Source organism: Pseudonocardia sp. GCM10023141, assembly GCF_042653605.1.
This window is the reverse complement of sequence record NZ_JBHSIR010000036.1, coordinates 86214-107522: the sequence shown is the minus strand read 5'-3', so window position 1 is coordinate 107522 and position 21309 is coordinate 86214. Positions and strand designations below refer to the sequence as shown.

Sequence of the window (21309 nt, the reverse complement as noted above, 5' to 3'; positions counted from 1 at the left end):
TGTGGCAGTCCGGAAGTGCTGGCGGCTGCCATGTGGAACCTCGTGGCTGCCAGCAGCGCCGGCTGAGAGCCACTTGGAACCCTGTGGCTGCCAGCAGCCCCGGCCGAGTGCCACATGGAACCTTGTGGCTGTCCGCTGGGCCGACACCAGCCTCATGGAGATCGGGCGCGATCAGGGGTTGCAGCAGTTCACCGACTCGCAGCGAGGCGCGCGGCACGCGCGTCGAGGTAGCGCTGCTCGGGCACGCTGAGGGTGCGCCGCGCGGCCAGCCGGTAGGCCTCGCACGCCGCATCGACCTCGCCGGCCCGCTCCAGCAGGTGTGCCCGCACCGCGTCGACGCGGTGGTGCGCGGCGAGCGCCGGATCGTCCTGCACCGCGCCCAGCTGCGCCAGCGCCACCTGCGGGCCGTCGACCATCGACACCGCGACGATCCGGTTCAACGTGACCATCGGCCCCGGGGCCAGCGCGTCCAGGTGCTGGTAGAGGGCCAGCACCTGGGGCCAGTCGGTGTCCTCGGCCCGAGTCGCCTCGTCATGGACGGCGGCGATCGCGGCCTGCAGCTGGTAGGGCCCGATCAGCGTGTCGGCGAGCGCCGCCGTGACCAGCGTGATGCCCTCCGCGATCGCCGCGTCGTCCCATCGAGTGCGGTCCTGCTCGTCCAGCGGGATCAGCTCGCCGTCGGCCCCGGCCCGGGCCGGCCGGCGGGCGTCGGTGAGCAGCATCAGCGCGAGCAGGCCCGCGACCTCGCCGTGGTCGGGCAGCCGGGTGTGCAGCATCCGGGTCAGCCGGATCGCCTCCGCACTGAGCTCGACCCGGTTCAACGCAACGCCCGAGCTGGCCGTGTAGCCCTCGTTGAAGATCAGGTACAGCACCTGGAGCACCGTGTCGACGCGCTCGGCACGCTGCTCGGGCGGCGGCATCCGGAACTCCGCGCCGCTCGCCTTGATCCGCGCCTTGGCGCGGCTGATGCGCTGCGCGGTGGTGGCCTCCGGCACGAGGAACGCCCGTGCGATCTCCGCGGTGGTCAGCCCGCCGACGGCCCGCAGCGTCAACGCCACCTGGGACGCGCTGGTGAGCGACGGGTGGCAGCACAGCATCAGCAGGGTGAGCGTGTCGTCGACGCCGGGGGCCGGATCGGGATCGGACGGCGCCAGCGCGACCACGGCGTCCTCACGGCGACGGCGCGCGGTCTCGCTGCGCCAGGCCTCGGTGCGCCGCCGCGACGCGACGGTGATCAGCCACGCCTTCGGGTTGTCGGGCAGCCCGGCGGCCGGCCACTGCTGCGACGCGGCGAGCAGGGCCTCCTGCACCGCGTCCTCGCAGGCGTCGAAGTCGCCGTGGTGGCGCACGACCGCCGCGAGCACCTGCGGCGCCAGTTCCCGCAGCAGCCCGTCGGTCGGGGTCAAGCGAGGAACTCCGCGAGATCGCCGCGCACCGGTCGCACCTCGACGAACCCGGCCTGGGCCTCGGGGATGCGGGCCCCGATCTCCACCGCACGCTCCATGCTGTCGCAGTCGACCAGGTAGAAGCCTGCCAGGTGCTCCTTGGACTCGGCGAACGGGCCGTCCGTCGTGGTCACGGTCGCCCCCCGCGGCGTGACGCGCTTGGCCGTCGAGGCATCGAGCAGCGACTCGGACGCGACCCGCTCACCGGACGCGTCCAGCTCCGCGTTGAAGGCCTGGTACTGCGCGATGCCGGCAGCCCGCTGCTCGACCGACAGGCTGCGCCAGACCTCACGCGACGCCGGGTTGCCGTAGATCAGGATCAGGTAGCGCACGGGCACCCCTCCGAAGTTCGGCCGAAGTCCCTTCGTACCGCATGTCGAGAAGCGCCGCCCAGCAGCTACGTCCCTGCTGACGGCGCCCGACCGGGGCGCCCCACCCGAAGGACGGCCACCATCATGCGATCGACCTACATCGGCCTCCCCGCAGCCGACGTCGCGAAGGCCACCGCGTTCCTCACCGCGCTCGGCTTCACCCTCGACCCACGGGCCTCAAGCGATCGGACGGCCTGCGTGCTGATCAACGACTCGACCGCGGTGATGCTGCACGAAGCCACCTACTTCGCCGAGTTCACCGGCGCCCCGGTCACCGACCCGGCCAGGGCGAGCGAGGTGTCGGTGGGCCTCTCGGCCGAGAGCCGCGCCGAGGTGGACGAGCTCACCGAACGGGCGGTGGCGGCAGGCGGGCAGGACGTGGGGGCCCAGGACCTGGGCTACATGTACATGCGGGCGTTCCGCGACCTCGACGGGCACCGGTGGAGCTTCATCCACATGGCCGGATAGTCAGTACATCATCCGCGGGTCGGCGTAGTACTTGAACTCCAGCAGGTTGTTGGACGGGTCGGAGAGCACGAACGCCTCGTGCTCCTCCGCCCGCCCGGCGAAGCGGTGGAACGGCTCGGCGAAGAACTTCAGCCCGCGGTTGCGGGCCAGCCGCAGCAGCCGGTCCCAGTCCTCGCGATGGCGGAACGTGACGCCGAAGTGCCGCGGGTAGAGCTCGGGCGACTCGTCGATGCGGTCCGACAGGTGGCAGACGATCTGGTCGCCGAAGAAGTCGACGGTGATGCGGTCGTCGTAGCGGCGGGCCAGTTTGCAGCCCAGCTTCGCCACGTAGAAGTCCTGCGCCGCATCCAGGTCCGACGCCGGGATGGCGAGGTGGAAGACGTCGTGGGTGTCGCGCATCAGGCCTCCGACCGGGTGTCGATGGAGAGCCGGTCGGATCCCAACGTGTCGGAACGCAGCCCGAGCCGCAAGGTCTCGCAGGCGATCACGTCCTCGGCGTGGACGTTGCCGAGGTTCACCGCAGCCGACAGGCGCTGCACGAAGTATGTCTGCAGTTCCTTGTTCGGCGCCTCGAAGAGCAACCGGTCCGGGTTCACCCCGGACGCGAGCACCGCCTCGATCACCTCGTCGCGCGGTCTGCCGTCGGCGTCGCAGATGCCGCTGCGCCCGCTCTCCCGCGCCTCCATCGTGACCAGCCGCGCACCGGCGGCCAGGTCCTCGTGCACGAACGAGACCCAGTCGGCGGGCATGAGGGCCGCCGAGCGAGCGCTCTCCTTGAAGCCGACCTCGCTGATCACCACGAACTCGGAGGCGAGCTCGCGGACCCAGCGCGACTTCTCGGCGTTGTCCATCTCGATGGTGCCGTTCGAGACCTCGACGTGGGTGGCGCCCATCGTGCGACACAGCGCGCGCCAGTCGTCGACCTGGTCGTCGACGGCGAAACGCTCGAACAGCGTGCCGCCGAGGTAGAAGTCGATGCCGGCCCAGCGCAGGATATCGATCTTGCGCTTGATGTCGTGCGTGACCAGTGCGGTTCCCCACCCGAACTTCACCATGTCGATGTACTCACCGACGCTGTCGATGGCGTCCTCGAACTGGCCGGTGAACATGCCGGAGTCGATGACCATCGTCAGCCCGCGCGTGCGCGGTGCGGACTCACGTTCTGGCAGGACCAACCGGGTGTCGATCATCGTTTCTCTCCTCGTGTCCGGCTGCCTTCCACGCTCGTCGCCGAAGCTGGGCGCGGCCAACGAGCCACCTGGGAACGAGCTGTGAGCGCTGTGGGCGTCCGGTCAACGGCGTGGCGAGAGGGGTCCGCTGCAGCACCTCGACGATCAGGAGCGACCCGACCACCGCCACCGCGTACGCCGCGAAGCTCGACCACGGCGGCGTGAGCTGCGCAGCAGGTGAGTCGACGCCGGCCACCGTCACCGCCCAGAGGATCGCCGGATGCACCAGGAAGACCCCGAACGAGCGGTCCGACGCCCCCTCGACCATGCGCGAGAACCGGCCACCGGCGCGCCGGTCCGACCACGCCGACCCGATGACGAAGAAGACCGCGACCACCGCGACCGACCACGGGATCATCAACGGCTGGAAGACGTCGGTGGCGAACTGCGCGCCGACGCCCTGCACGATCGACCACCAGTACCAGCCCTCTGCCGCGGCGCCCGTCAACACGAACCCGGCCACGACGAGCACGGGGTGGCCCCGGATCCAGGCCTCGACCCGGTCCAGGTGCAGCGCGACGATCCCGCCCAGCACCAGGAAGAACTGGTAGCTGAGCAGGAACGAGCCCAGGTAGGGCAGCAGGTCGGCCTTGGTGCCGGTCGGGGCCGGGTCGTGCAGCCACAGGTCGATCGCCACCTGCAGCAGTGCGCTGCCGGTGAGCAGCAGCAGGTGGTGGCCGCGCGTCGCTCGCAGCAGCCACCGGAACACCGGGAAGACCAGGTAGAACTGCATCGAGACGAGCAGGAAGTACATGTGGAACCACGCGGTGCCGGTGAGCAGGTTGCGCAGCAGCGTGGTGGCCGCATCGGCGGGCGCGAGCGGCGCCGTCACCAGCCCGAGGCCCGTGTAGATCACCGACCACACCACGTACGGCACACCGACCAGCAGGAAGCGGCGGCGCCAGAACGGCGCGACGCGCAGGCTGCTCACGCGGTAGCGGTGCATCAGCACGAACGCGGTGAGGATGAAGAAGGCCTCCCGCGTGAAGTGCAGCAGCATCACCACAGCGCCGCCGGGCACGCTGTCGAGCGGGTTCACCGTGGAGACCGTGTGCACCGCGATCACGCACGCGAACGTCAGCACCCGCACCATGTCGGCCTGGAAGACGTGCTTCGTCGCGGCCTTCCCGCTGGCCGGCGCGGCCGTGGCCGACTCCGCTGTGGCCGACCCCGCGGTGGGCGGTGCCGTCATCGGCCGCTCGCGACGGAGTCTTCCGCTACCAGCCTGCGCACCTCCGTGCGGCGGACCTTGCCCGTCGGGGCCAGCGGGAAGGCGCCGAACAGCTGGATGTCGGCCGGGCGCTTGTAGCGGGCCAGCTCGCGGGCGCACCGGGCGGTGAGCCGCTCGACGAGCGCGGCGCCCGCATCGTCGGCCAGTTCCTGCTCGGTGCGGATGCACGCCACCGGGACGGCCCCCAGCACGTCGTCGGGCCGCCCGACGACCACCGCGTCGGCGACCCCGGGCTCGCCGAGCAGCACCTCCTCGATCTCGCGGGGGTAGATCAGCTCGCCGCCCCGGTTGACGACGTCGTCGGCGCGGCCGACCAGGTACAGGTACCCGTCGGCGTCGAGCCTGCCGAGGTCGGCGGTGTCGAGCCAGTGCTCGGCGTCGATCCGGTCGGCGGCGGCCCCGTCGGCGTAGCTGCGGATGACGCCCGCGCCCCGGATCCGGACCCGGCCGACGTCACCGGTCGGGCACGGCGTCCCGTCCGGGCCGATGACCTGCAGCTCGACGTCGACGGGCCGGCCGGCCGACCCGGGTCGCACCGCGCCGTCGAGCGGGGTGGCGGTGATCTGGCTGGCGGCCTCGGTCATCCCGTAGCTCTCCACGAGCGGCACGCCGGTGCCGGCGACGACGAGCTCGCGCACCGCGGGCGCCAGCGACGCCGATGCCGACCGGACGAACCGCAGGCGCGGCGGCAGCACCGGGATCTCGTCGCGGGACAGGATCGTCAGCACCGCCGGCACCGCGTTGAGCCAGGTGACGTCGTGCGCGGCCAACCGCTCCCAGAACCCGCTGCGGTGGAACCGGCTCTCCAGCACGAGCGTCGCTCCCGACACGAGCGTTGCCAGCAGCGCCACCACCTGGGCGTTGATGTGGAACAGCGGCAGCGCGTTGTAGCCGCGGTCGGCCGGGGTCAGCCGGTTGTGGCGCGCCACGGCGCCCGCGACGTGCAGCAGCTGCTCCTCGCTCAGCACCACGGTCTTCGGCGCGCAGGTGGATCCGGAGGTCAGCAACGCGGCCGAGCCTGCGACGGCACCCGCGTGCCCCGGCGTCGGGTTCGTCGGCACCGCCGGCATCCCGGTGGCCGCGTCGACGCGCATCCCGGGCCGCCCGTCGCGATCGGTCACGACGAGCACCGGTCGCAGTGCCCTGCGGGCCCGCTCCAGCTCGGCGGCGCCCGCCTCCGGGCTGACCGGCGCCGAGCAGCGGCCCGCGGCGATCACCGACAGGTGCACGACCGCGAACGCGATCGGGTCGTCGACGTCGATCAGCACCCGCGCACCGGGCGGCACGCCGTGCGACGCGAGTGCTCGCGACCAGCGGAGCGCGGCAGCGGCCAGGTCGGCGTTGTGGACGACACGATCGCTGCGGGCGTCGACGAGGTACTGCCCGTGCGGGTCGTCGGCAGCGCGGTTGCGGATCACGTCGCGCAGGCGGGTACCCATGGGAACCGACTCTGGTCGCGCATCCTGTGAGCCCCATGTGCGTGCCGTGTGAGGAGCTGATCCACTCATCCCGGTCGCCTTCTCCATGCGGGGTTCGCCCGCGCATAATCCGTGGGTGACGCAGTCGCGGCCGGCCCGCCGCATCGGAGGCATCCGGTTCGTCCACCTCCTCGTCCTCGCCCTCGCGGTGGCGTTGGGGGTCGCGCTGTCCGGTGCCACCGAGGTGTCCTCGACGGTTGCCGAGGCCGCCACCCAGTCACCCCCGACGGGCCCCCGGGCGGTGGAGCACACCGTCGTGGTCGACGGCGCCGCACGGACCTACCGCTCCTACACCCCGTCCGGTGCCGTTTCCCACCTCCCGCTGCTCGTGGTGCTGCACGGGCGGGGGCAGTCGCCCGACACCGTCACCGGCCAGACCGGTTTCCTGCCGCTCGTCCAGAAGCAGCGCGCGGTCGTCGTGTTCCCGGACGGGCTGGGCCGCTCGTGGAACGCAGGGCACGGTTGCTGCGGCGCCTCCGGGCAGCGCGACGTGCCCGACACCGCGTTCGTCGCATCGGTGGTGGCCGACACCGAGCGCTCGCAGCCCGTGGACCCGGCACGGGTGTACCTCATCGGCTACAGCAACGGCGGCAAGCTCGCCTACAGCCTGGCGTGCTCGCACCCGCAGCTGTTCGCGGCGATGGCCACCTACGGCGCCGTCCCGCTCGAGACGTGCCCCAAGGCCACCCCGATGCCGGCCCTGATCGCGGCGGGCGGCGTGGACACCGTCCTGCCGATCGACGGCGAGGCGGCGGGCCATCCGGTGCTGGCGTCGATGGCCACGGCGGTGCACTGGCTGCTGCAGCGCAACGGCTGCACGGGCACCCCACCCAGCAGCACCGAGGGTCCCGCCCTCGTCCAGCGCTGGACGGCCTGCCGCGCGCACAGCGACGTGGAGTCCGTCGAGTACCCGGACCTGGGCCACCCGTGGCCGGCAGCGGCCGTCGTCGGGCAGGCCGCGGCGGGCGCCACCCTGATGTGGACGTTCCTGAGCCCGCACCACCGCTAGATTTCCCCCATGGATCCGCTGATCTACGCCCACCGCGGGGCGAGCGCCCGGTTCGCCGAGCACACCCGGGCCGCGTACCTGCAGGCCATCGCCGACGGTGCCGACGGCGTGGAGTGCGACGTGCACCTGACCCGCGACCTGCAGGTGGTGTGCCTGCACGACGACCTGGTGGACCGCACGTCGAACGGGTCGGGGCCAGTGCACGAGTACACGCTCGCCGAGCTGCGGGAGCTGGACTTCGCGTCCTGGAAGGGCGCAGCGATCCCCGCCGCGTTCGGCACGGTCGCCGAGCAGTTCCTCTCGCTGCACGACCTGCTGGAGATACTGCGCGGCGCGGGGCGCGACATCGGCATCGCCGTGGAGCTCAAGCATCCCTCGCCGTACGGGCCACGGCTCGAGGACGAGGTGCTGGCGCTGCTGGTGGCCGAGGGCTGGGATCCGGCGACGTCGCGGCTGGCGAACATCACGGTGTCGTTCATGAGCTTCGACCCGGCTGCGGTCCAGTACGTGAACCTGCGCGTCGACGCGACCCACCTGTGCATGTTGACCGGGGGCGTCGAGGCCGCCGAGCTCGACGGGCTGCCGGAGGTCGGGATCGCCGGTCCCGGCATCGACGGCGTGCGCACCCACCCCGACACCGTCCGCGCGGCCGTTGTGGCCGGGCAGCGCTTCCGGGTGTGGACGGTGGACGACCCCGCCGACGTCGCGCTGATGGCCGAGCTGGGCGTGCAGGAGATCACCACCAACCAGCCGGCCGAGGTGCGGGCGCAGCTGCCGAAATCGCTGGCCTGAGCCGTCCTCGCCTTCCATCCTGGGCCGATGCCCGAAGGTCTTTCCCCCCACCAGATCGCCTCGTTCGTCTCCGACGGCTTCGTGCACGTACCCGGCGCGTTCCCGACGAAGGTCGCCGACGAGGCGCGCGCCGTCCTGTGGGCCGCCACCGGCTGCGATCCCGACGACCCGGCCACGTGGAGGCAGCCCGTGGTGCGGCTGCCCGGGTTCGGCCAGGCACCGTTTCGCGCGGCCGCCAACACCCCGCTGCTGCATGCCGCCTTCGACCAGCTCGTCGGCGCGGGCGGCTGGGTGCCGCGGACGGGCCTCGGCACCTTCCCCGTCCGCTTCCCGCACCCGGACGACCCCGGTGACGACGGCTGGCACGTGGAGGGCAGCTTCGGCGATCCGGCGTCGGGCTACCGCACCAACCTGCGCTCGCGCGGCCGGGCGCTGCTGATGCTGTTCCTGTTCTCCGACGTCGGCCCCGACGACGCTCCCACCCGCATCCGCGTCGGCTCCCACCTCGACGTGCCCCCGCTGCTGGCCCCGGCGGGCGACGCCGGGATGGGCTTCATGGAGCTGGCGCAGGTGGCCGTTCCCGCCTCGGAACACCGGCCCGTCACGGCCGCGACGGGAGCGGCGGGAGACGTCTACCTCTGTCATCCGTTCCTCGTGCACGCCGCGCAGCGCCACACCGGAACGGCGCCCAGGTTCATGGCACAGCCACCGCTCGACCCGGTGGGCGAGCTCGACCTCGACGGCCCGTCGCCGGTGGCGGTGGCCGTGCGACAGGGGCTGGGCGACGCGGGCTGAGCCGCTGATCAGGACAGCCGGTCGACCTGCTCGCGCAGGTAGCGCTGCTCGGGCAGGCTGGTGGCCCGGCGGGCGGCCGCCCGCGCGCGGGCCGTGCACCTGCCGACCGCGACCACGCGGTTGAGGGCGACGGCCGGACCGGGCGCCAGCCGCAGGAGCAGATCGTAGAGCGCCAGCACCTGCGGCCAGTCGGTGTCGACGGCCTGCTGCGCCTCGGCGTGCACGGCCGCGATGGCCGCCTGCACCTGGTAGGGCCCCACCGGTGCCCGCGCTCGCGGACCCGGCAGCACCTCGCTGCGCGCCCACGTCGCCCTCACCTTCCGGACGTTGACCCGGCGCGGCCGGCTGCTGCCGATCGTCACGATGTCGGTGTTGACGGCGCTGCTCGTGCAGGTGGTCGTGGAGTTCGGTCCGCTGTGGCTGGTGGCGCTCGCCGCCCCCGCGGTCGTCTACGGGCCGTACTGGGCGGGCGTCGTGTCCTCGTTCGGGCTGGGGGGCGTGCTCGCCGGCCGCATCGACCTGCACCGGCCGCGCACGGCCGGCACCGTGGCCGCGCTGACGGTGCTGGCGGCAGCCGTCCTGTGCGTCAGCGACGACCTGCTGGTGATCACCGCGGTCCAGGCTCTGCTCGCGCTGCTCACGGTGGCCGCCGGCATCCACGTCTCGCAGCTGCTGCACGACGCCGTGCGCCCGATCCGGGCCGGCGTCACCTCCGGCACCGGCACGCTCACCTGGCTGGCGTTCCTGCCGCTCACTGCTGTTCGGGTTCGTCAGCGAGCACAGCGGCGTGCACACCGCGGGCGGGCTGCTCGTCGCCCTCACCGTCGTCGCGGGCGGGCTGCTGGTCCGTCAGGCCATGCGGCGATCGAGGGCCGATGTCACCCCGGTTCGATCATCTTGACAACGCTGCAGCGTCATGACTGACTGTCCCACGATTCGGAAACGGCCGTTTCCCGAATCGCGGATCCCGGAGGTGCCGGTGCGACACCGCCCTCGCACTGCGGTTCACGCACAACGCCTCCCCGCTGCCGTGACCCACATGGCCCCGCGGCCGGGTGGCCCATGGTCCGCACTCGCCCGCCGGACGGGCGTCGCCGTGGCGCTGCTGGCGATCGGGCTGGTCGCCGGCGCCACCCTCTTCCCGGACAGCCGCCACGATCTCGCACCGATGGCCGTCGCGGCACCGCACCGCGTCGACATCGGCTTCAGCCAGGACATGATCGTCCACCACCAGCAGGCCGTGGACATGTCCCGGATGGTGCGCGGGCGGGTGAGCCCGCCGATCGCCGCGATCGCGGACGCCGTCGCGACGAACCAGCTGCGCGAGATCGGCCAGATGCAGGGCTGGCTCGCGCTCTGGAACGCACCGCAGCTCACCAGCGGCGAGCCGATGGCCTGGATGGCGGCAGGCGACCCGGCGATGCACCACCGGCGCGACGCCGGGCCGGGCTCCGGTGACGCCAGGATGCCCGGGATGGCATCGGTGGCCGAACTGCAGCAGCTCGGCGTGCTCAGCGGCACCGCGCTCGACGCCTGCTACCTGCAGCTCATGATCCGCCATCACCGCGGCGGCATCGAGATCGCCGCGGCAGCGGTGAAGTCGGCCGAGACCGTGCAGGTGCGCAGCTTCGCCGACAACGTGGTGATCGACCAGCAGCGCGAGAGCGACAGCATGACCGCCCTGCTCACGGGGATGGGGAAGCAGCCCCTCCCGTTCCCCTGACCAGCTCCCGCACGTCGCGGGGTCGGTGCAGGACGTGGACCCGGGCGTCGGGGGCGCGCTGCGCGATCGCCGCCATGATCGCCGGCAGCCAGCGCCTGCGGTAGGTCACGACCCAGCGCCAGAAGTCGATCCGCTCCCGGGACCGGCGCAGTGCCCGCCAGGCGCAGCGGGCGAGGGAGAGATCGAGGACGACCACGGTGTCGGCGCGCCGCAGCCGCACGTCGAGCACGTCGTAGGGACCCAGATCGCCGTCGAGGATCCAGGACGACCCCGCGGCGAGGTCGCGTTGCACGGCCGCCCACTCGGCGGGCGGGGTGACCGTCAGGTCCGCGTTCCAGAACACGGTGTCGAGCTCGATGACCGGCGCCCCCGTGATCGCCCCGAGCCGAGCGGCGAGCGCGGACTTCCCCGCCGCACCGCGGCCGAGCACCACCATGCGCACCATGGCTGATCAGTACCAGTCGCAGTACCGCTCCGCACCCGCGTCGCATCCCGTCGTTCAGAATCGAGGGGTGAACGTCGAACCCTCGCCGCCCGACCAGCCCGGCCGTGTGCAGCCCGGCCGTGTGCAGCGGGGCCTGGCGCTGCTCGTGGCAGGCAGCTTCTTCATGGAGATCCTCGACGGCACCGTCATCGGTCCGGCCGCTCCCCACATCGCCGCCGACTTCGCCATCCCGGCCGTCTCCGTCAACGTCGCGATCACGGCGTACGTGCTGACGCTGGCGGTGCTGATCCCGATCAGCGGCTGGCTGGCCGACCGGTTCGGCGCGCGGCGGATCTTCATGCTCGCCATCGCCGTGTTCACGCTGGCCTCGGTGGGCTGCGCGCTCGCGATGAACCTGCCGATGCTCACGACGACGCGCATCCTGCAGGGCGCGGGCGGCGCCATGATGGTGCCGGTCGGGCGGCTGGTCGTGCTGCGCACCACCGCGAAGTCGGAGCTGGTGAAGGCCATCGCCTACCTGACGTGGCCCGCGCTCGTCGCGCCCGTCATCGCGCCGGCGCTGGGCGGCGTGCTCAGCACGTACGCGTCGTGGCGGTGGATCTTCCTCGTCAACGTGCCGCTCGGCATCGCCGGGTTCGTGCTGGCGCGGCGGCTCGTACCCGACGTGCGCGGTGCCGCGCCGACGAGCCTCGACTGGCGCGGCTTCGCCATGACAGCGGTCGGGGTGGCCGCGCTCGTGATCGGGTTGGAGGCGATCGGGGCGGGCTCACCCGACCGGGCGCTCGTCGTGGTCGCGCTCGCCGTCGCCCTGATCGCGCTGGGGGCGGCGATCGGGTACCTGCTGCGCACGCCGCGACCGCTACTGGACCTGCGCATCCTGCGCGTCGCCACCTACCGCGTCACCGCACTGGGCGGGTCGGCCTACCGGGCGGTGATCACGGCGATCCCGTTCCTGCTGGCGCTGTTCTTCCAGATCGGGTTCGGGTGGTCGGCAGCCCGGGCCGGTCTCGTGGTGATCGCCCTGTTCATCGGCAACGTCGCGATCAAGCCGACGACCACGCCGATGATGCGCCGCTTCGGCATCCGCACGGTCATGCTCACCGCGGTGGCGGCATCGGCTGCCTGCCTCGTCGGCATCGCGTTCCTGCAGCCCGCGACGCCGCTGCCGGTGCTGCTGGTGCTGCTCCTGCTCAGCGGCGTCTTCCGGTCGATCGGGTTCACCGCGTTCAACAGCATCGCGTTCGCCGACGTCGAGCCGGAGCGCATGACGCACGCCAACACGCTGATGTCCACGCTGCAGGAACTCGGTGCCGGCCTCGGCGTGGCGGTCGGTGCGCTGCTGGTAGGTCTCGGCGGGCCCGTCGCGGGTGCCGTCGGGCTGGGTGGCGGTGCCGATCAGCCGTTCCGCGTCGCGTTCGTGCTGCTGGCGGTGATCCTGCTGGTCCCGGCGATCGAGGGGCTGCTGCTGAGCCGGACGGCCGGGGACAAGGTGGCGGGCCGCACCTGACCGCGCCCACCCACCGCGCCAACCCCACCGCGCCAACCCCGTAGCCACCGCGCCGACGTCACGACATCGGCGCGGTGGCCAACCGGTTGGCGCGGTCAGGCTGTGGTGACCCGCATCGGCAGCGCACCCCAGGCCCGCATCGTGTTGTTGAGGCGGCGCCGGGTCGGGCCCGCGATCTCGATCGTCCGCACCCGGGCCGCGAGCGCGGTGAGCAGGCACTCCGCCTCCAACCGCGCGACGTGCTGGCCGACGCACTGGTGGAGGCCGAACCCGAATCCGACGTGGCCGGACGGGTCGCGGGAGAGGTCGAAGACGTCCGGGTCCGACCAGCGGCGGGGGTCGCGGTTGGCGGCGCCGAGGAACATCAGGATCTTCTCGCCGTCCGGGATCACCACATCGCCGATCCGGACGTCGGCGGTGGCGGTCCGGAAGAAGGTCTGCACCGGTGACGCCCAGCGCACGGCCTCGTCGAAGGCGATCCGCGCGAGGCCGGGCTGCTCGCGGAGCCGCTGCCACTGCCGCGGGTGGGTCGCGAAGGCGTGCAGCGCGGCGGCGATCCCCTGCACGGTGGTGTCGACACCCGCCGACAGCAACGACCGGACCACCAGCGGGGCCTGTTCCGGAGTGATCTCGCCGCGGTCGGCCGCGGCCCAGATCTGCGCACCGAACCCGCCCTCGGCGAGCTGGTCGCGCTGGCACTGCGCGGTGACCCAGGCCTGCAGGGCGGGCGCGCGCTCGGCGCCCTCGGCCACCCGCTCGTTCGCCGGTCCGAAGACGTTGAACAGGTGGCTGCCGTAGGGCAGGAGGTTCTCGCGGCCCGCGGCCGGGATCCCGACCGCGTCGGGGAACACCCGCAGCGGGAACGCCTCGGCCAGCGCGGGCACGGCGTCGAACTCGGTACCGGCGGCCAGCACCGTGTCGACGAGCTGCTCGGCCACGTCGCGCCAGCCCTCTCGTAACCGGCGCAGCGCGCGGAGGTCCAACAGCCCCGACAGGACGCGCCGGGGTGCGTCGTGGCCGGGCGGGTCGGCCTCCAGCAGCAGGCTCGGGGGCCGCCACGGCTTCTCGTGGCGGAAGTTCGACAGCCCGACACCGGCCCCGGACTGGAAGCCCTGCCAGTCGCGCAATGCGGCGTGCACCTGCTCGTGGCGCGCCATCGCGTAGACGCCGTGCGCCGACAGGTACACCACCGGGCCGGCGTCGCGCAGCGCCGCGTGGAACCCCGACGGGTCCTCCAGCACGTCGTCGGAGAAGGGGTCGACCGTGCTGGCCGGCAGGTCGGTGCGGATGGTGTGCGTCATCGGTGGTCTCCGTTCACAGATCGAGCACGAGCCGGTCGCTGCACGACCGGGAGACGCAGATGAACATGCAGTCACCGGCCGCCCGCTCGGCGTCGGAGAGGATCGAGTCGCGGTGGTCGGGGATGCCTTTCACCACAGCCGTCTCGCAGGTGCCGCAGGTGCCCTGCCGGCACGACGTCAGCACGTCGACTCCCGCGGCGCGGACGGCGTCGAGAACCGTGCGCTCCGGGGGCACCGTCACGGTCGCGCCGCTGCGTGCGAGCGTGACGGCGAAGGGCTCCGCGCGCACCGGCGCCGGCTGCTCCCTGGCGACGAACCGCTCGGTGCGCAGCGCGGGTGCCGGCCATTCCCGGCAGGCGTCCTCGACGGCGTCGAGCAGCGCCCCCGGACCGCAGCAGTAGATCTTGACGTCGTCGCGCGGGCTGCCGAGCCAGGCCGGCAGGTCGAGCAGCCCGGCCTCGTCCTGCGCCACGACGTGGACCCGCTCCCCGTACCCGCCCAGCTCGTCGAGGAACGCCATCGACGAGCGGCTCCTGCCGCCGTAGACGAGGTCCCACTCCGCGCCGAGCAGATCGGCCTGGTGGATCATCGGCAGCAGCGGCGTGATCCCGATCCCGCCCGCGATGAACAGGTAGCGCTGCGAGGGCACGAGCCCGAAGTGGTTGCGCGGCCCGCCGACCCCCACGAGATCACCGACGCGCAGCACGTCGTGCACGTGCGCCGAACCGCCGCGCCCCGCGGGCTCGCGCAGGACGCCGACGCGGTAGCTGAAGGCGTCCCACCGGGATCCGCACAGCGAGTACTGGCGGACGCTGCCGGTGGGCAGCACGAGATCGACGTGGGAGCCGGGCGTCCAGTCGGGCAGCCGCGCCCCGTCCGGGTGGACGAGCGTGAGCACCACCACCCCGTCGGAGGCGGGCTCCTTGGCGGCCACCCGCAGCGTCAGCACCGCCGAGGCCTGACTGCCGTCTGCATCGAGCACGAGGCGCCTCCCGTCGTTGGTCCTTGGAGGATGCCGATCGGTGTCAGCCCGTGGCCAGGCCACTCTCATTCATCGAGAGCGCGATCCCTCCAGCGTCCGCCCGACCCCACGAGCGGCGGCCATCAGCACGGGCACCACCGCGTGGCCGGTCTCGTCGTTCGGGACGATCGCCGACAGCGCGGCGACGACCGCCCGCGCCGGGTCGAACACCGGCACCGCGAGACCCAGCGCCTCCTCGTGGATGTGCCCGGCACAGTGGACGAAGCCCTGCTTCCGGATCCCGGCGAGCGTGACGCGCAACCGCGCCGCCGTCGTGATCGTGTGCGGGGTGAACGCGCGCAGCGGTCCGGCCAGCACGCTCTCCTGCAGCTCGCGGGGCGCGTGCGCGAGCAGCACGAGTCCCGATGACGACACGTGCAGCGGCAGGCGGCCCGCGATCCGCGTGTAGTTGATCACGGCACCCGGGGCCGAGAGCCGTTCCAGGAACAGCACCTCGCGCCCGTCGAGCACGCCGAGCTGGACGTGGTGGCCGACCACGGCGTGCAGATCCTCCAGGAACGGCATCGCGGCCTCGCGCAATGACAGCGCCGGTGAGGCCCGGGAGGCGAGCTCCCACAGCCGGACCCCGATCCGGACGCGCCGGTCGGCGTCGCGCGCCAGCAGGCCGTGGTCGACGAGCTCGGCGACCAGCCGCGACGCCGTCGCCAGGTGCAGCCCGGTACGCGCCGCGATGTCGGAGACCCGCAGCGTGCGGTCGTCGGCGCTGAAGGCCTCGAAGATCCGCAGGGCGCGGGAGATCACGGACTCCCCGTTCCCCGTGCGGACCATCCCGCGAGTGTCCTCGCTGCGGGCCGGTCCGGTCACGTCCCGGGCGGTCCCGTCGAGCAGGGTGGCGAGGCCGACCGACGCGCCTACCGCGCGAAGGCCGTCAGGAACCGGTCGCGGAAGGTGTCCATCCGCGTGACCGGGGCCTGCGGGCCGGGTCGCAGGCCCGGCTGCCAGCCCCAGCCCGACACCCGGTCCAGCACCGACCGGTCCCGCGTGACGATCGTGATCGGCACGTCGCGGCCGGCGCCCTCCCCCGTCACGATCGGAGCCGCCTGGTGATCACCCAGGAACACGAGCACGAGATCGTCGTCCCCGTAGGTCTCCACGTAGGAGATCAGGCTGCTCAACGAGTACTCGATGGAGCGCCGGTACTCGGTGCGCACCTTGGGACCGTCGCCCCAGATGGTGTCGGGCGGGATGCCGGCGGCCGGCATCGGGCCGAAGACCGAACCGTCACCGACGGCGTTCCAGTCGATCATCTTCGGGATCGGCGCCCAGGGCACGTGGCTCGAGGTCAGCGGGATCTCGGCGAGCAACGGCGCGCGGCCGGGCTTCGCGTGCTCGGCGTGCTCGAAGGCCGACAGGACGTACTGGTCCGGCATCGTGGACCAGCTGAAGTTCGGCCCGCGATAGCCGATGGTGTGGGCGTCGTACACCCGGTCGAAGCCGTAGAACCGGCTCTCCGGCCAGGCGTAGGTGGTGCCGGGCACCATCGCGACGGTCTGCCAGTCCGCGCGGCCGAACGCGGCCGGCAGCGTCAACCGGTCGCTGGCCACGAGGCTGCGGTAGCGCTGCTGGTTGTCGATCCACAGTCCCGACAGGAACGTGGCCTGCGCCAGCCAGCTGCCGCCGCCTGCCACCGGTGAGGTGAGGAACGCGCTGCGGCTCGCGAAGCCCGCAGCGTCCAGCCGCCGGGTGCCGTCGTCGAGCACCGCGTCCACGTGCGGCGCGAACTCCGGGTCGTCGAGCGCGGCCCGCCCGTAGCTCTCGACGAACGACAGCACGACGTCCTTGCCGCGCAGCCCGCCCAGCAGGTCGGGCCCCGGCGTGTCGCGGAACGCGTCGACGGCGGACTGGGCGGCGAACTCCTCCTCGTCCCGCAGGCTGGCCGGCACCTGCGCCGCCTTCTGGTAGACCAGCGCCGCCGCGCTGCGGGCGGCGATCGGGACCGGTGTCACGAGCTGCGCGCCGAGCGCGGCGAAGCCCAACCAGGCCACCGCCAGCACCGCGACGGCGCGCCGCGCAGCGGGCCGGTGACCAGCAACAACACGACTCAGGCGCAGTGCTGCCAGCGCCATCAGCCCGACGACGGCGAGGGTGAGCACCACGGCCGCGATGACGGCGACGATCGCGCCTGCCGGGCCGATCGAGTCCGCCAGTACCGACACCGCGCTCACCAGCAGCGGCCAGTCGAGCACGAGGTCGAACGGCCGGGCGAGCGCGGCGAGGAAACCCATGTCGACGGCCTTCAGGATGGTCAGCACCCCGAGCACCGTCCCGCCGATGACCGCCACCACCCGCCGTGGCCGCGGTGGCAGCACGAGCAGCACCGCGACAGCGACCAATCCCTCCACCGGGATGCGCAGGAACGCGGCGGGCGTGAGCTGGCCGAGCTCGCGGGGAGCGATCAGCGCGACGTAGACGGCCACGGCGGCCAGGCCCGTGATCACCCTGGCCGGGAGCGGGCGGCGGAGCCCATCACCGATCCGGCGCAGGCGCGTGGACAACGACACGAGAGGTCCTTCGGTCCGGAACGCGGCGACGGTGGCCACCGCGGGCGTGCTCTCGGGTGCACGGCCGTTCCGCGCGAGCAGTTCAACGGCGACGGCCGAGTTCGGCCGAACAGCCCAGGCTTGCGCAACCCGTCCGGGCCGGCACGGCACACTGCGCGCATGACCGATGCCCAGCCGGCCGCCGACCCGGTGCCGACCGAACCCGCCGCACCGCCCCGCGTCGCGGGCGAGGGCAACCCCGCGCACCCGGCGGCGCACAGCGGCGGCCTGTTCGGGCTCGCGCTCGGGGCGCTGGGCATCGTCTTCGGCGACATCGGCACCAGCCCGCTCTACGCCGTGCAGACGGTGTTCTCGATCGACGACAACGCCGTCAGCCCCAACCCGGCCGACGTCTACGGCGTGGTCTCGCTGATCTTCTGGTCGGTCACGCTCGTGGTCACGATGAAGTACGTGCTGTTCATCCTGCGCGCGGACAACGACGGCGAGGGCGGCATCATGGCGCTCGCCGCGCTGGTCCGCGCCGTGTCGGCGCCGTTCGCGCGGCGGGCGTCGATCGCGCTCGCGCTCGGCGTGCTCGGGGCGTCGCTGTTCTACGGCGACTCGCTGATCACCCCGGCCATCTCGGTGCTCTCGGCCGTCGAGGGGCTCGAGGTCGCCCGGCCGGAGCTCGCCGAGGCCGTGCTGCCGATCGGGGTGGCCATCCTCGCGCTGCTGTTCGGCGCGCAGCGTTGGGGCACCCACCGGGTCGGCAGGCTGTTCGGACCGGTGATGGTGCTCTGGTTCGTCACGCTGGCGGTGCTCGGCCTGCCGCACATCATCGCGCGCCCCGGCGTGCTGATCGGGCTCTCGCCGACCTACGTCGTCTCGTTCATCGCCGACCACCCGTACACGGCGTTCATCGCCATGGGTGCGGTCGTGCTGGTGATCACCGGGGCCGAGGCGCTCTACGCCGACATGGGCCACTTCGGACGGCGGCCGATCCGCCGGGCGTGGTTCGCCGTCGTGTTCCCCGCGCTGATCATCAACTACCTGGGCCAGGCAGCGCTGATCCTCGACGACCCGCACGCCATCAGCAGCCCGTTCTACCTGCTCGCGCCGGACTGGGCCCGGCTGCCGCTCGTCGTGCTGGCCACCTTCGCCACGGTGATCGCCTCGCAGGCTGTGATCTCCGGCGCCTTCTCGGTGTCGCGCCAGGCGGTGCGGCTGGGCTTCCTGCCGCACCTGACCGTGCGCCACACCTCAACAGAGGAGAGCGGCCAGATCTACGTGCCTGCCGTCAACTGGCTGCTGTTCGGCGGGGTCGTCATCCTGATCGTGGCGTTCCAGTCCTCGGACCGGCTGGCCACGGCGTACGGGCTCGCCGTCACCGGCACGCTGTTGCTCACGACCACGCTGTTCCTCACCTACGCGGCAACGGCGTGGCACTGGGCGCGCTGGAAGATCGTGCTGGCCGCGGTCGTGTTCGGTGGCGTCGAGCTGATCTACCTGGCCGCCAACCTCACGAAGGTGGCACACGGCGGCTGGCTGCCGCTGCTCATCGCGGCGATCGTCGTCACGGTGATGACCACGTGGCAGCTGGGCAGGCGGATCATCACCGCGCGCCGCGTCGAGCTCGAGGGCCCGCTGCCGGCGTTCGTGGAGCGGCTGCACGCGGAGGGGATCAGCCGGGTACCCGGCACCGCGGTCTTCCCGCATCCGACCAACCTGACCGCGCCGCTGGCCCTGCGCGCCAACGTCGAGTTCAACCACGTCCTGCACGAGCGGGTCGTGATCATCTCCGTGCAGTCGGAGAACGTGCCGCACGTCGCGCCGTCGGAGCGGTTGACGGTAGACGAGCTCGGCCATGCCGACGACGGCATCGTGCACCTCTCGGTCCGCTACGGCTTCCAGGACGAGCAGGACCTCCCCGAGGTGCTCCGGGCGGCCCGCGGGCTGTCCGGCGAGCTCGGCATCGACCTCGACCCGGACACCGCCTACTACTTCCTGTCCCGCATCACGATCGAGCGCGGCAGGCAGCCGGGCATGAGCAGGTGGCGCAAGCGGCTGTTCATCGGGCTGTCGCACAACGCGGCCACCCCGGCGGCCTACTTCAAGCTGCCCGTCGACCGCACGGTGGTGATGGGCACCCGCATCGAGCTGTGACGCCGGTCGGCCCACGCAGTCGACGCACACCCTGAGGTGCTGGCGCACACCGTCAACGGTGTGCGCCGGCCCCTGACGGTGTGCGTCGCGGCGCGCCTGGCCTGACCCCGGAACGGATGACGCTCAGGCGTCGGCACCCTGCATCGCGTCGGCGGTCAGCTCCACCGAGCGCAGCCGGTCGGCGATGTCCTGCGAGTGGTGCGCGACGATCAGCTCGTCGGCCTGCACGGATGCGGCGAACTCCTCGAGGAAGCGGCGCACGTCGCTCGCGGTGCCGGTGGCCGTGTACCGCATCATGTCGGCGATCTGCCGGCCGTTCGGCGTGGTGAGGAAGGCGTCGATCTCGGCGTCGCTGTACTCCGGGGTGGCCGGGCCGCGCGCGATCATCGAGCGCACCCGCCTGCGGCGCACGATCTCGAACTGCTGTCGTGCATCGTCGGCGTCATCGGCCGCGATCACGTTGGCGCCCGCCATGACATAGGGCTCGGCGAGCTGCGCCGACGGCTGGAACTCCCGGCGGTAGAGCTCGACGGCCTGGTGCAGCGCGTCCGGGGCGAAGTGGGAGGCGAAGGCGTAGGGCAGCCCCACCGCCGCGGCGAGCTGTGCCCCGAACAGCGACGAGCCGAGGATGTAGAGCGGCACGTTCGTGCCCGCTCCGGGCACCGCCTGCACCCCGGGAACGCGCGACTTGCCCGCCAGGTAGCCCTGCAGCTCCAGCACGTCCTGCGGGAAGCTGTCCGAGGACGAGGCGTCGCGGCGCATCGCGTGCATCGTGACCTGGTCGCTGCCGGGGGCCCGGCCCAGACCCAGGTCGATACGGCCGGGGAAGAGCGTTTCCAGCGTGCCGAACTGCTCGGCGATCGTGAGGGGCGCGTGGTTGGGCAGCATGATTCCGCCTGCGCCCAGCCGGATCGTGTCGGTGTGGGCGGCGACGTACCCGATCAGGACGCTCGTGGCCGAGGACGCGATCGACGCCATGTTGTGGTGCTCGGCGTACCAGACCCGGCGGTAGCCGAAGCGCTCCGCCGCCCGCGCCAGCTCCACGCTCGCCTCGAAGCTGTCACGCGGCGTCTGGCCGGGTGCAACGGGCGCGAGATCAAGGATGGACAGCGTCAGTGACATGTGGAGCGCCTTCGGCTTGACGGGTGCGGGAGGAGCGGGTCGACGCCCCGTGATCCTCAACCCGCAGGGTGCGGAGATGCTTCCCCGGTGATCATGACCGGAGGTCCCGCACGGTGGTGGCTGGTCTGCTCACGGCGCGTACTGGTAGACATCCAGGCGTGACGACCGCGGGGGGCTGGCCGGATGCGGCCCCGCGCCGGGCCACGGCGCTGTTCCCGGAGGGCACCCCGCGACGGCTCGTCGCGGCCACGTGCGTCATGTTCGCGGCGCTGGCGGCGTTCCTCGCCTCGGGCGTCACGATCTCCGCGGTCCGTGCGGCACCGCCGGCGCTGACCGCCCCGGACTTCGACACCGCCGGCACACCCACGCAGCTCGACCGGTTCGCGGCCGTGCCGGACGCGCACGCGGGCGACCCGGCCGGGCTCACCTCCGCTGCCGGCCCGGCCGCCGTCGGCCCGGAGGCAGCGGCGAGCTGCGGCTGTCCCGCGCAGGCCGTGCTGCTGCGCGACGGCATCGCCGAGCGGGAACGGTCCGGGATCCGTTCACACCTCGTCGCGCGGGCCCCACCCCGCACCAGCTGAGCACCTTCGTACTCCCGCGGTCCTCCGCTGTCCGGACGGCCGCGCTCAGCCGACCAACCGATCCCGCAGCACCCCGTGCCCGCACGCCTCGCGGCGAGCCGGCCCGCTGCCGGGGATCGACGTTCCC

22 protein-coding genes are annotated in these 21309 nt (G+C 72.7%); 9 read left to right on the top strand and 13 right to left on the bottom strand.

The window, feature by feature from the left end:
* Positions 1-188: 188 nt before the first annotated feature.
* Positions 189-1406 carry an RNA polymerase sigma factor gene (locus tag ACFPFQ_RS22725; RefSeq protein ID WP_379622027.1) on the bottom strand — a complete coding sequence of 406 codons (1218 nt, stop codon included), beginning with the start codon at positions 1404-1406 and terminating at the stop codon, positions 189-191.
* Positions 1403-1777: a YciI family protein gene (locus tag ACFPFQ_RS22720; protein ID WP_379622025.1), complete on the bottom strand. Its 375-nt coding sequence runs from the start codon at positions 1775-1777 to the stop codon at positions 1403-1405. Before ACFPFQ_RS22720 ends, ACFPFQ_RS22725 begins: the two co-directional genes overlap by 4 nt.
* A 123-nt stretch (positions 1778-1900) precedes the next feature.
* Here ACFPFQ_RS22720 and ACFPFQ_RS22715 point away from each other — a divergent pair, with 123 nt between their 5' ends.
* The gene (locus ACFPFQ_RS22715; protein WP_379622023.1) at positions 1901-2284 is read left to right on the top strand and encodes a VOC family protein; all 384 of its coding nucleotides are present in this window, start codon (positions 1901-1903) and stop codon (positions 2282-2284) included.
* Here the strand turns inward: ACFPFQ_RS22715 and ACFPFQ_RS22710 are convergent, their stop codons facing one another.
* From ACFPFQ_RS22710 to ACFPFQ_RS22695, 4 genes are read right to left on the bottom strand one after another with little or no spacing between them, the layout of a single operon-like run.
* Positions 2285-2683, bottom strand: a complete 399-nt coding sequence (locus ACFPFQ_RS22710) for a VOC family protein (protein WP_379622021.1) — start codon at positions 2681-2683, stop codon at positions 2285-2287.
* Positions 2683-3474, bottom strand: coding sequence for a phosphosulfolactate synthase (locus ACFPFQ_RS22705; RefSeq protein WP_379622019.1), 792 nt, complete (start codon positions 3472-3474; stop codon positions 2683-2685). Before ACFPFQ_RS22705 ends, ACFPFQ_RS22710 begins: the two co-directional genes overlap by 1 nt.
* The gene (locus ACFPFQ_RS22700) at positions 3440-4705 is read right to left on the bottom strand and encodes an acyltransferase (protein ID WP_379622017.1); all 1266 of its coding nucleotides are present in this window, start codon (positions 4703-4705) and stop codon (positions 3440-3442) included. The genes ACFPFQ_RS22705 and ACFPFQ_RS22700 overlap by 35 nt, the downstream gene beginning before the upstream one ends.
* Entirely contained in the window at positions 4702-6183 is a 1482-nt protein-coding gene (locus ACFPFQ_RS22695) for an AMP-binding protein (protein ID WP_379622015.1), read from the bottom strand. The genes ACFPFQ_RS22700 and ACFPFQ_RS22695 overlap by 4 nt, the downstream gene beginning before the upstream one ends.
* Before the next feature lie 115 nt (positions 6184-6298).
* Here ACFPFQ_RS22695 and ACFPFQ_RS22690 point away from each other — a divergent pair, with 115 nt between their 5' ends.
* Genes ACFPFQ_RS22690 through ACFPFQ_RS22680 form a run of 3 tightly spaced genes read left to right on the top strand, consistent with a single transcriptional unit; the run spans position 6299 to position 8818 of the window.
* Positions 6299-7231, top strand: coding sequence for an alpha/beta hydrolase family esterase (locus ACFPFQ_RS22690; RefSeq protein WP_379622013.1), 933 nt, complete (start codon positions 6299-6301; stop codon positions 7229-7231).
* 9 nt (positions 7232-7240) lie between these two features.
* The gene (locus tag ACFPFQ_RS22685; RefSeq protein ID WP_379622011.1) at positions 7241-8023 is read left to right on the top strand and encodes a glycerophosphodiester phosphodiesterase; all 783 of its coding nucleotides are present in this window, start codon (positions 7241-7243) and stop codon (positions 8021-8023) included.
* A gap of 27 nt (positions 8024-8050) precedes the next feature.
* Positions 8051-8818 (top strand): phytanoyl-CoA dioxygenase family protein, encoded by a 768-nt coding sequence (locus ACFPFQ_RS22680; RefSeq protein ID WP_379622009.1) that lies wholly within the window; start codon positions 8051-8053, stop codon positions 8816-8818.
* A gap of 8 nt (positions 8819-8826) precedes the next feature.
* Here the strand turns inward: ACFPFQ_RS22680 and ACFPFQ_RS22675 are convergent, their stop codons facing one another.
* The gene (locus ACFPFQ_RS22675; RefSeq protein ID WP_379622007.1) at positions 8827-9135 is read right to left on the bottom strand and encodes a hypothetical protein; all 309 of its coding nucleotides are present in this window, start codon (positions 9133-9135) and stop codon (positions 8827-8829) included.
* A gap of 10 nt (positions 9136-9145) precedes the next feature.
* Between ACFPFQ_RS22675 and ACFPFQ_RS22670 the strand changes: the two genes are divergently transcribed.
* Together ACFPFQ_RS22670 and ACFPFQ_RS22665 are read left to right on the top strand one after the other, a co-directional pair.
* Positions 9146-9742, top strand: coding sequence for a hypothetical protein (locus tag ACFPFQ_RS22670; RefSeq protein ID WP_379622005.1), 597 nt, complete (start codon positions 9146-9148; stop codon positions 9740-9742).
* 115 nt (positions 9743-9857) lie between these two features.
* The gene (locus ACFPFQ_RS22665) at positions 9858-10541 is read left to right on the top strand and encodes a DUF305 domain-containing protein (RefSeq protein ID WP_379622003.1); all 684 of its coding nucleotides are present in this window, start codon (positions 9858-9860) and stop codon (positions 10539-10541) included.
* Here ACFPFQ_RS22665 and ACFPFQ_RS22660 read toward each other — a convergent pair.
* Positions 10504-10986 (bottom strand): hypothetical protein, encoded by a 483-nt coding sequence (locus ACFPFQ_RS22660; protein ID WP_379622001.1) that lies wholly within the window; start codon positions 10984-10986, stop codon positions 10504-10506. The two genes, ACFPFQ_RS22665 and ACFPFQ_RS22660, sit on opposite strands and share 38 nt — an antisense overlap.
* A 67-nt stretch (positions 10987-11053) precedes the next feature.
* On the opposite strand from ACFPFQ_RS22660, the gene ACFPFQ_RS22655 reads away from it, so the two are divergent.
* The gene (locus ACFPFQ_RS22655; protein WP_379621999.1) at positions 11054-12493 is read left to right on the top strand and encodes an MFS transporter; all 1440 of its coding nucleotides are present in this window, start codon (positions 11054-11056) and stop codon (positions 12491-12493) included.
* Between the two features lie 95 nt (positions 12494-12588).
* Here the strand turns inward: ACFPFQ_RS22655 and ACFPFQ_RS22650 are convergent, their stop codons facing one another.
* From ACFPFQ_RS22650 to ACFPFQ_RS22635, 4 genes are all read right to left on the bottom strand, one after another.
* Positions 12589-13794 carry a cytochrome P450 gene (locus tag ACFPFQ_RS22650; protein ID WP_379621997.1) on the bottom strand — a complete coding sequence of 402 codons (1206 nt, stop codon included), beginning with the start codon at positions 13792-13794 and terminating at the stop codon, positions 12589-12591.
* A gap of 13 nt (positions 13795-13807) precedes the next feature.
* Positions 13808-14776 carry a PDR/VanB family oxidoreductase gene (locus ACFPFQ_RS22645; RefSeq protein WP_379621995.1) on the bottom strand — a complete coding sequence of 323 codons (969 nt, stop codon included), beginning with the start codon at positions 14774-14776 and terminating at the stop codon, positions 13808-13810.
* 69 nt (positions 14777-14845) lie between these two features.
* Positions 14846-15604 carry an IclR family transcriptional regulator gene (locus tag ACFPFQ_RS22640; RefSeq protein ID WP_379621993.1) on the bottom strand — a complete coding sequence of 253 codons (759 nt, stop codon included), beginning with the start codon at positions 15602-15604 and terminating at the stop codon, positions 14846-14848.
* Between the two features lie 83 nt (positions 15605-15687).
* Positions 15688-17337, bottom strand: a complete 1650-nt coding sequence (locus ACFPFQ_RS22635; protein ID WP_379621991.1) for a sulfatase — start codon at positions 17335-17337, stop codon at positions 15688-15690.
* Positions 17338-17496: 159 nt separating this feature from the next.
* On the opposite strand from ACFPFQ_RS22635, the gene ACFPFQ_RS22630 reads away from it, so the two are divergent.
* Complete coding sequence (locus ACFPFQ_RS22630; RefSeq protein ID WP_379621989.1) at positions 17497-19479, top strand: potassium transporter Kup; 1983 nt, start codon at positions 17497-17499, stop codon at positions 19477-19479.
* 123 nt (positions 19480-19602) lie between these two features.
* Here ACFPFQ_RS22630 and ACFPFQ_RS22625 read toward each other — a convergent pair whose 3' ends face one another.
* Positions 19603-20601, bottom strand: a complete 999-nt coding sequence (locus ACFPFQ_RS22625) for an LLM class flavin-dependent oxidoreductase (protein WP_379621987.1) — start codon at positions 20599-20601, stop codon at positions 19603-19605.
* A gap of 158 nt (positions 20602-20759) precedes the next feature.
* Between ACFPFQ_RS22625 and ACFPFQ_RS22620 the strand changes: the two genes are divergently transcribed.
* Positions 20760-21182 (top strand): hypothetical protein, encoded by a 423-nt coding sequence (locus ACFPFQ_RS22620; RefSeq protein ID WP_379621985.1) that lies wholly within the window; start codon positions 20760-20762, stop codon positions 21180-21182.
* Positions 21183-21309 lie beyond the last annotated feature (127 nt).

Bases quoted from the DNA above. Each gene is read 5' to 3' on its own strand.
- ACFPFQ_RS22665 (WP_379622003.1), top strand. From the start codon at position 9,858: ATGGCCCCGCGGCCGGGTGGCCCATGGTCCGCACTCGCCCGCCGGACG.
- ACFPFQ_RS22700 (WP_379622017.1), bottom strand. From the start codon at position 4,705: ATGACGGCACCGCCCACCGCGGGGTCGGCCACAGCGGAGTCGGCCACG.
- ACFPFQ_RS22695 (WP_379622015.1), bottom strand. From the start codon at position 6,183: ATGGGTACCCGCCTGCGCGACGTGATCCGCAACCGCGCTGCCGACGAC.
- ACFPFQ_RS22685 (WP_379622011.1), top strand. From the start codon at position 7,241: ATGGATCCGCTGATCTACGCCCACCGCGGGGCGAGCGCCCGGTTCGCC.
- ACFPFQ_RS22710 (WP_379622021.1), bottom strand. From the start codon at position 2,683: ATGCGCGACACCCACGACGTCTTCCACCTCGCCATCCCGGCGTCGGAC.
- ACFPFQ_RS22705 (WP_379622019.1), bottom strand. From the start codon at position 3,474: ATGATCGACACCCGGTTGGTCCTGCCAGAACGTGAGTCCGCACCGCGC.
- ACFPFQ_RS22640 (WP_379621993.1), bottom strand. From the start codon at position 15,604: ATGGTCCGCACGGGGAACGGGGAGTCCGTGATCTCCCGCGCCCTGCGG.
- ACFPFQ_RS22630 (WP_379621989.1), top strand. From the start codon at position 17,497: ATGACCGATGCCCAGCCGGCCGCCGACCCGGTGCCGACCGAACCCGCC.
- ACFPFQ_RS22715 (WP_379622023.1), top strand. From the start codon at position 1,901: ATGCGATCGACCTACATCGGCCTCCCCGCAGCCGACGTCGCGAAGGCC.
- ACFPFQ_RS22625 (WP_379621987.1), bottom strand. From the start codon at position 20,601: ATGTCACTGACGCTGTCCATCCTTGATCTCGCGCCCGTTGCACCCGGC.
- ACFPFQ_RS22660 (WP_379622001.1), bottom strand. From the start codon at position 10,986: ATGGTGCGCATGGTGGTGCTCGGCCGCGGTGCGGCGGGGAAGTCCGCG.
- ACFPFQ_RS22650 (WP_379621997.1), bottom strand. From the start codon at position 13,794: ATGACGCACACCATCCGCACCGACCTGCCGGCCAGCACGGTCGACCCC.
- ACFPFQ_RS22680 (WP_379622009.1), top strand. From the start codon at position 8,051: ATGCCCGAAGGTCTTTCCCCCCACCAGATCGCCTCGTTCGTCTCCGAC.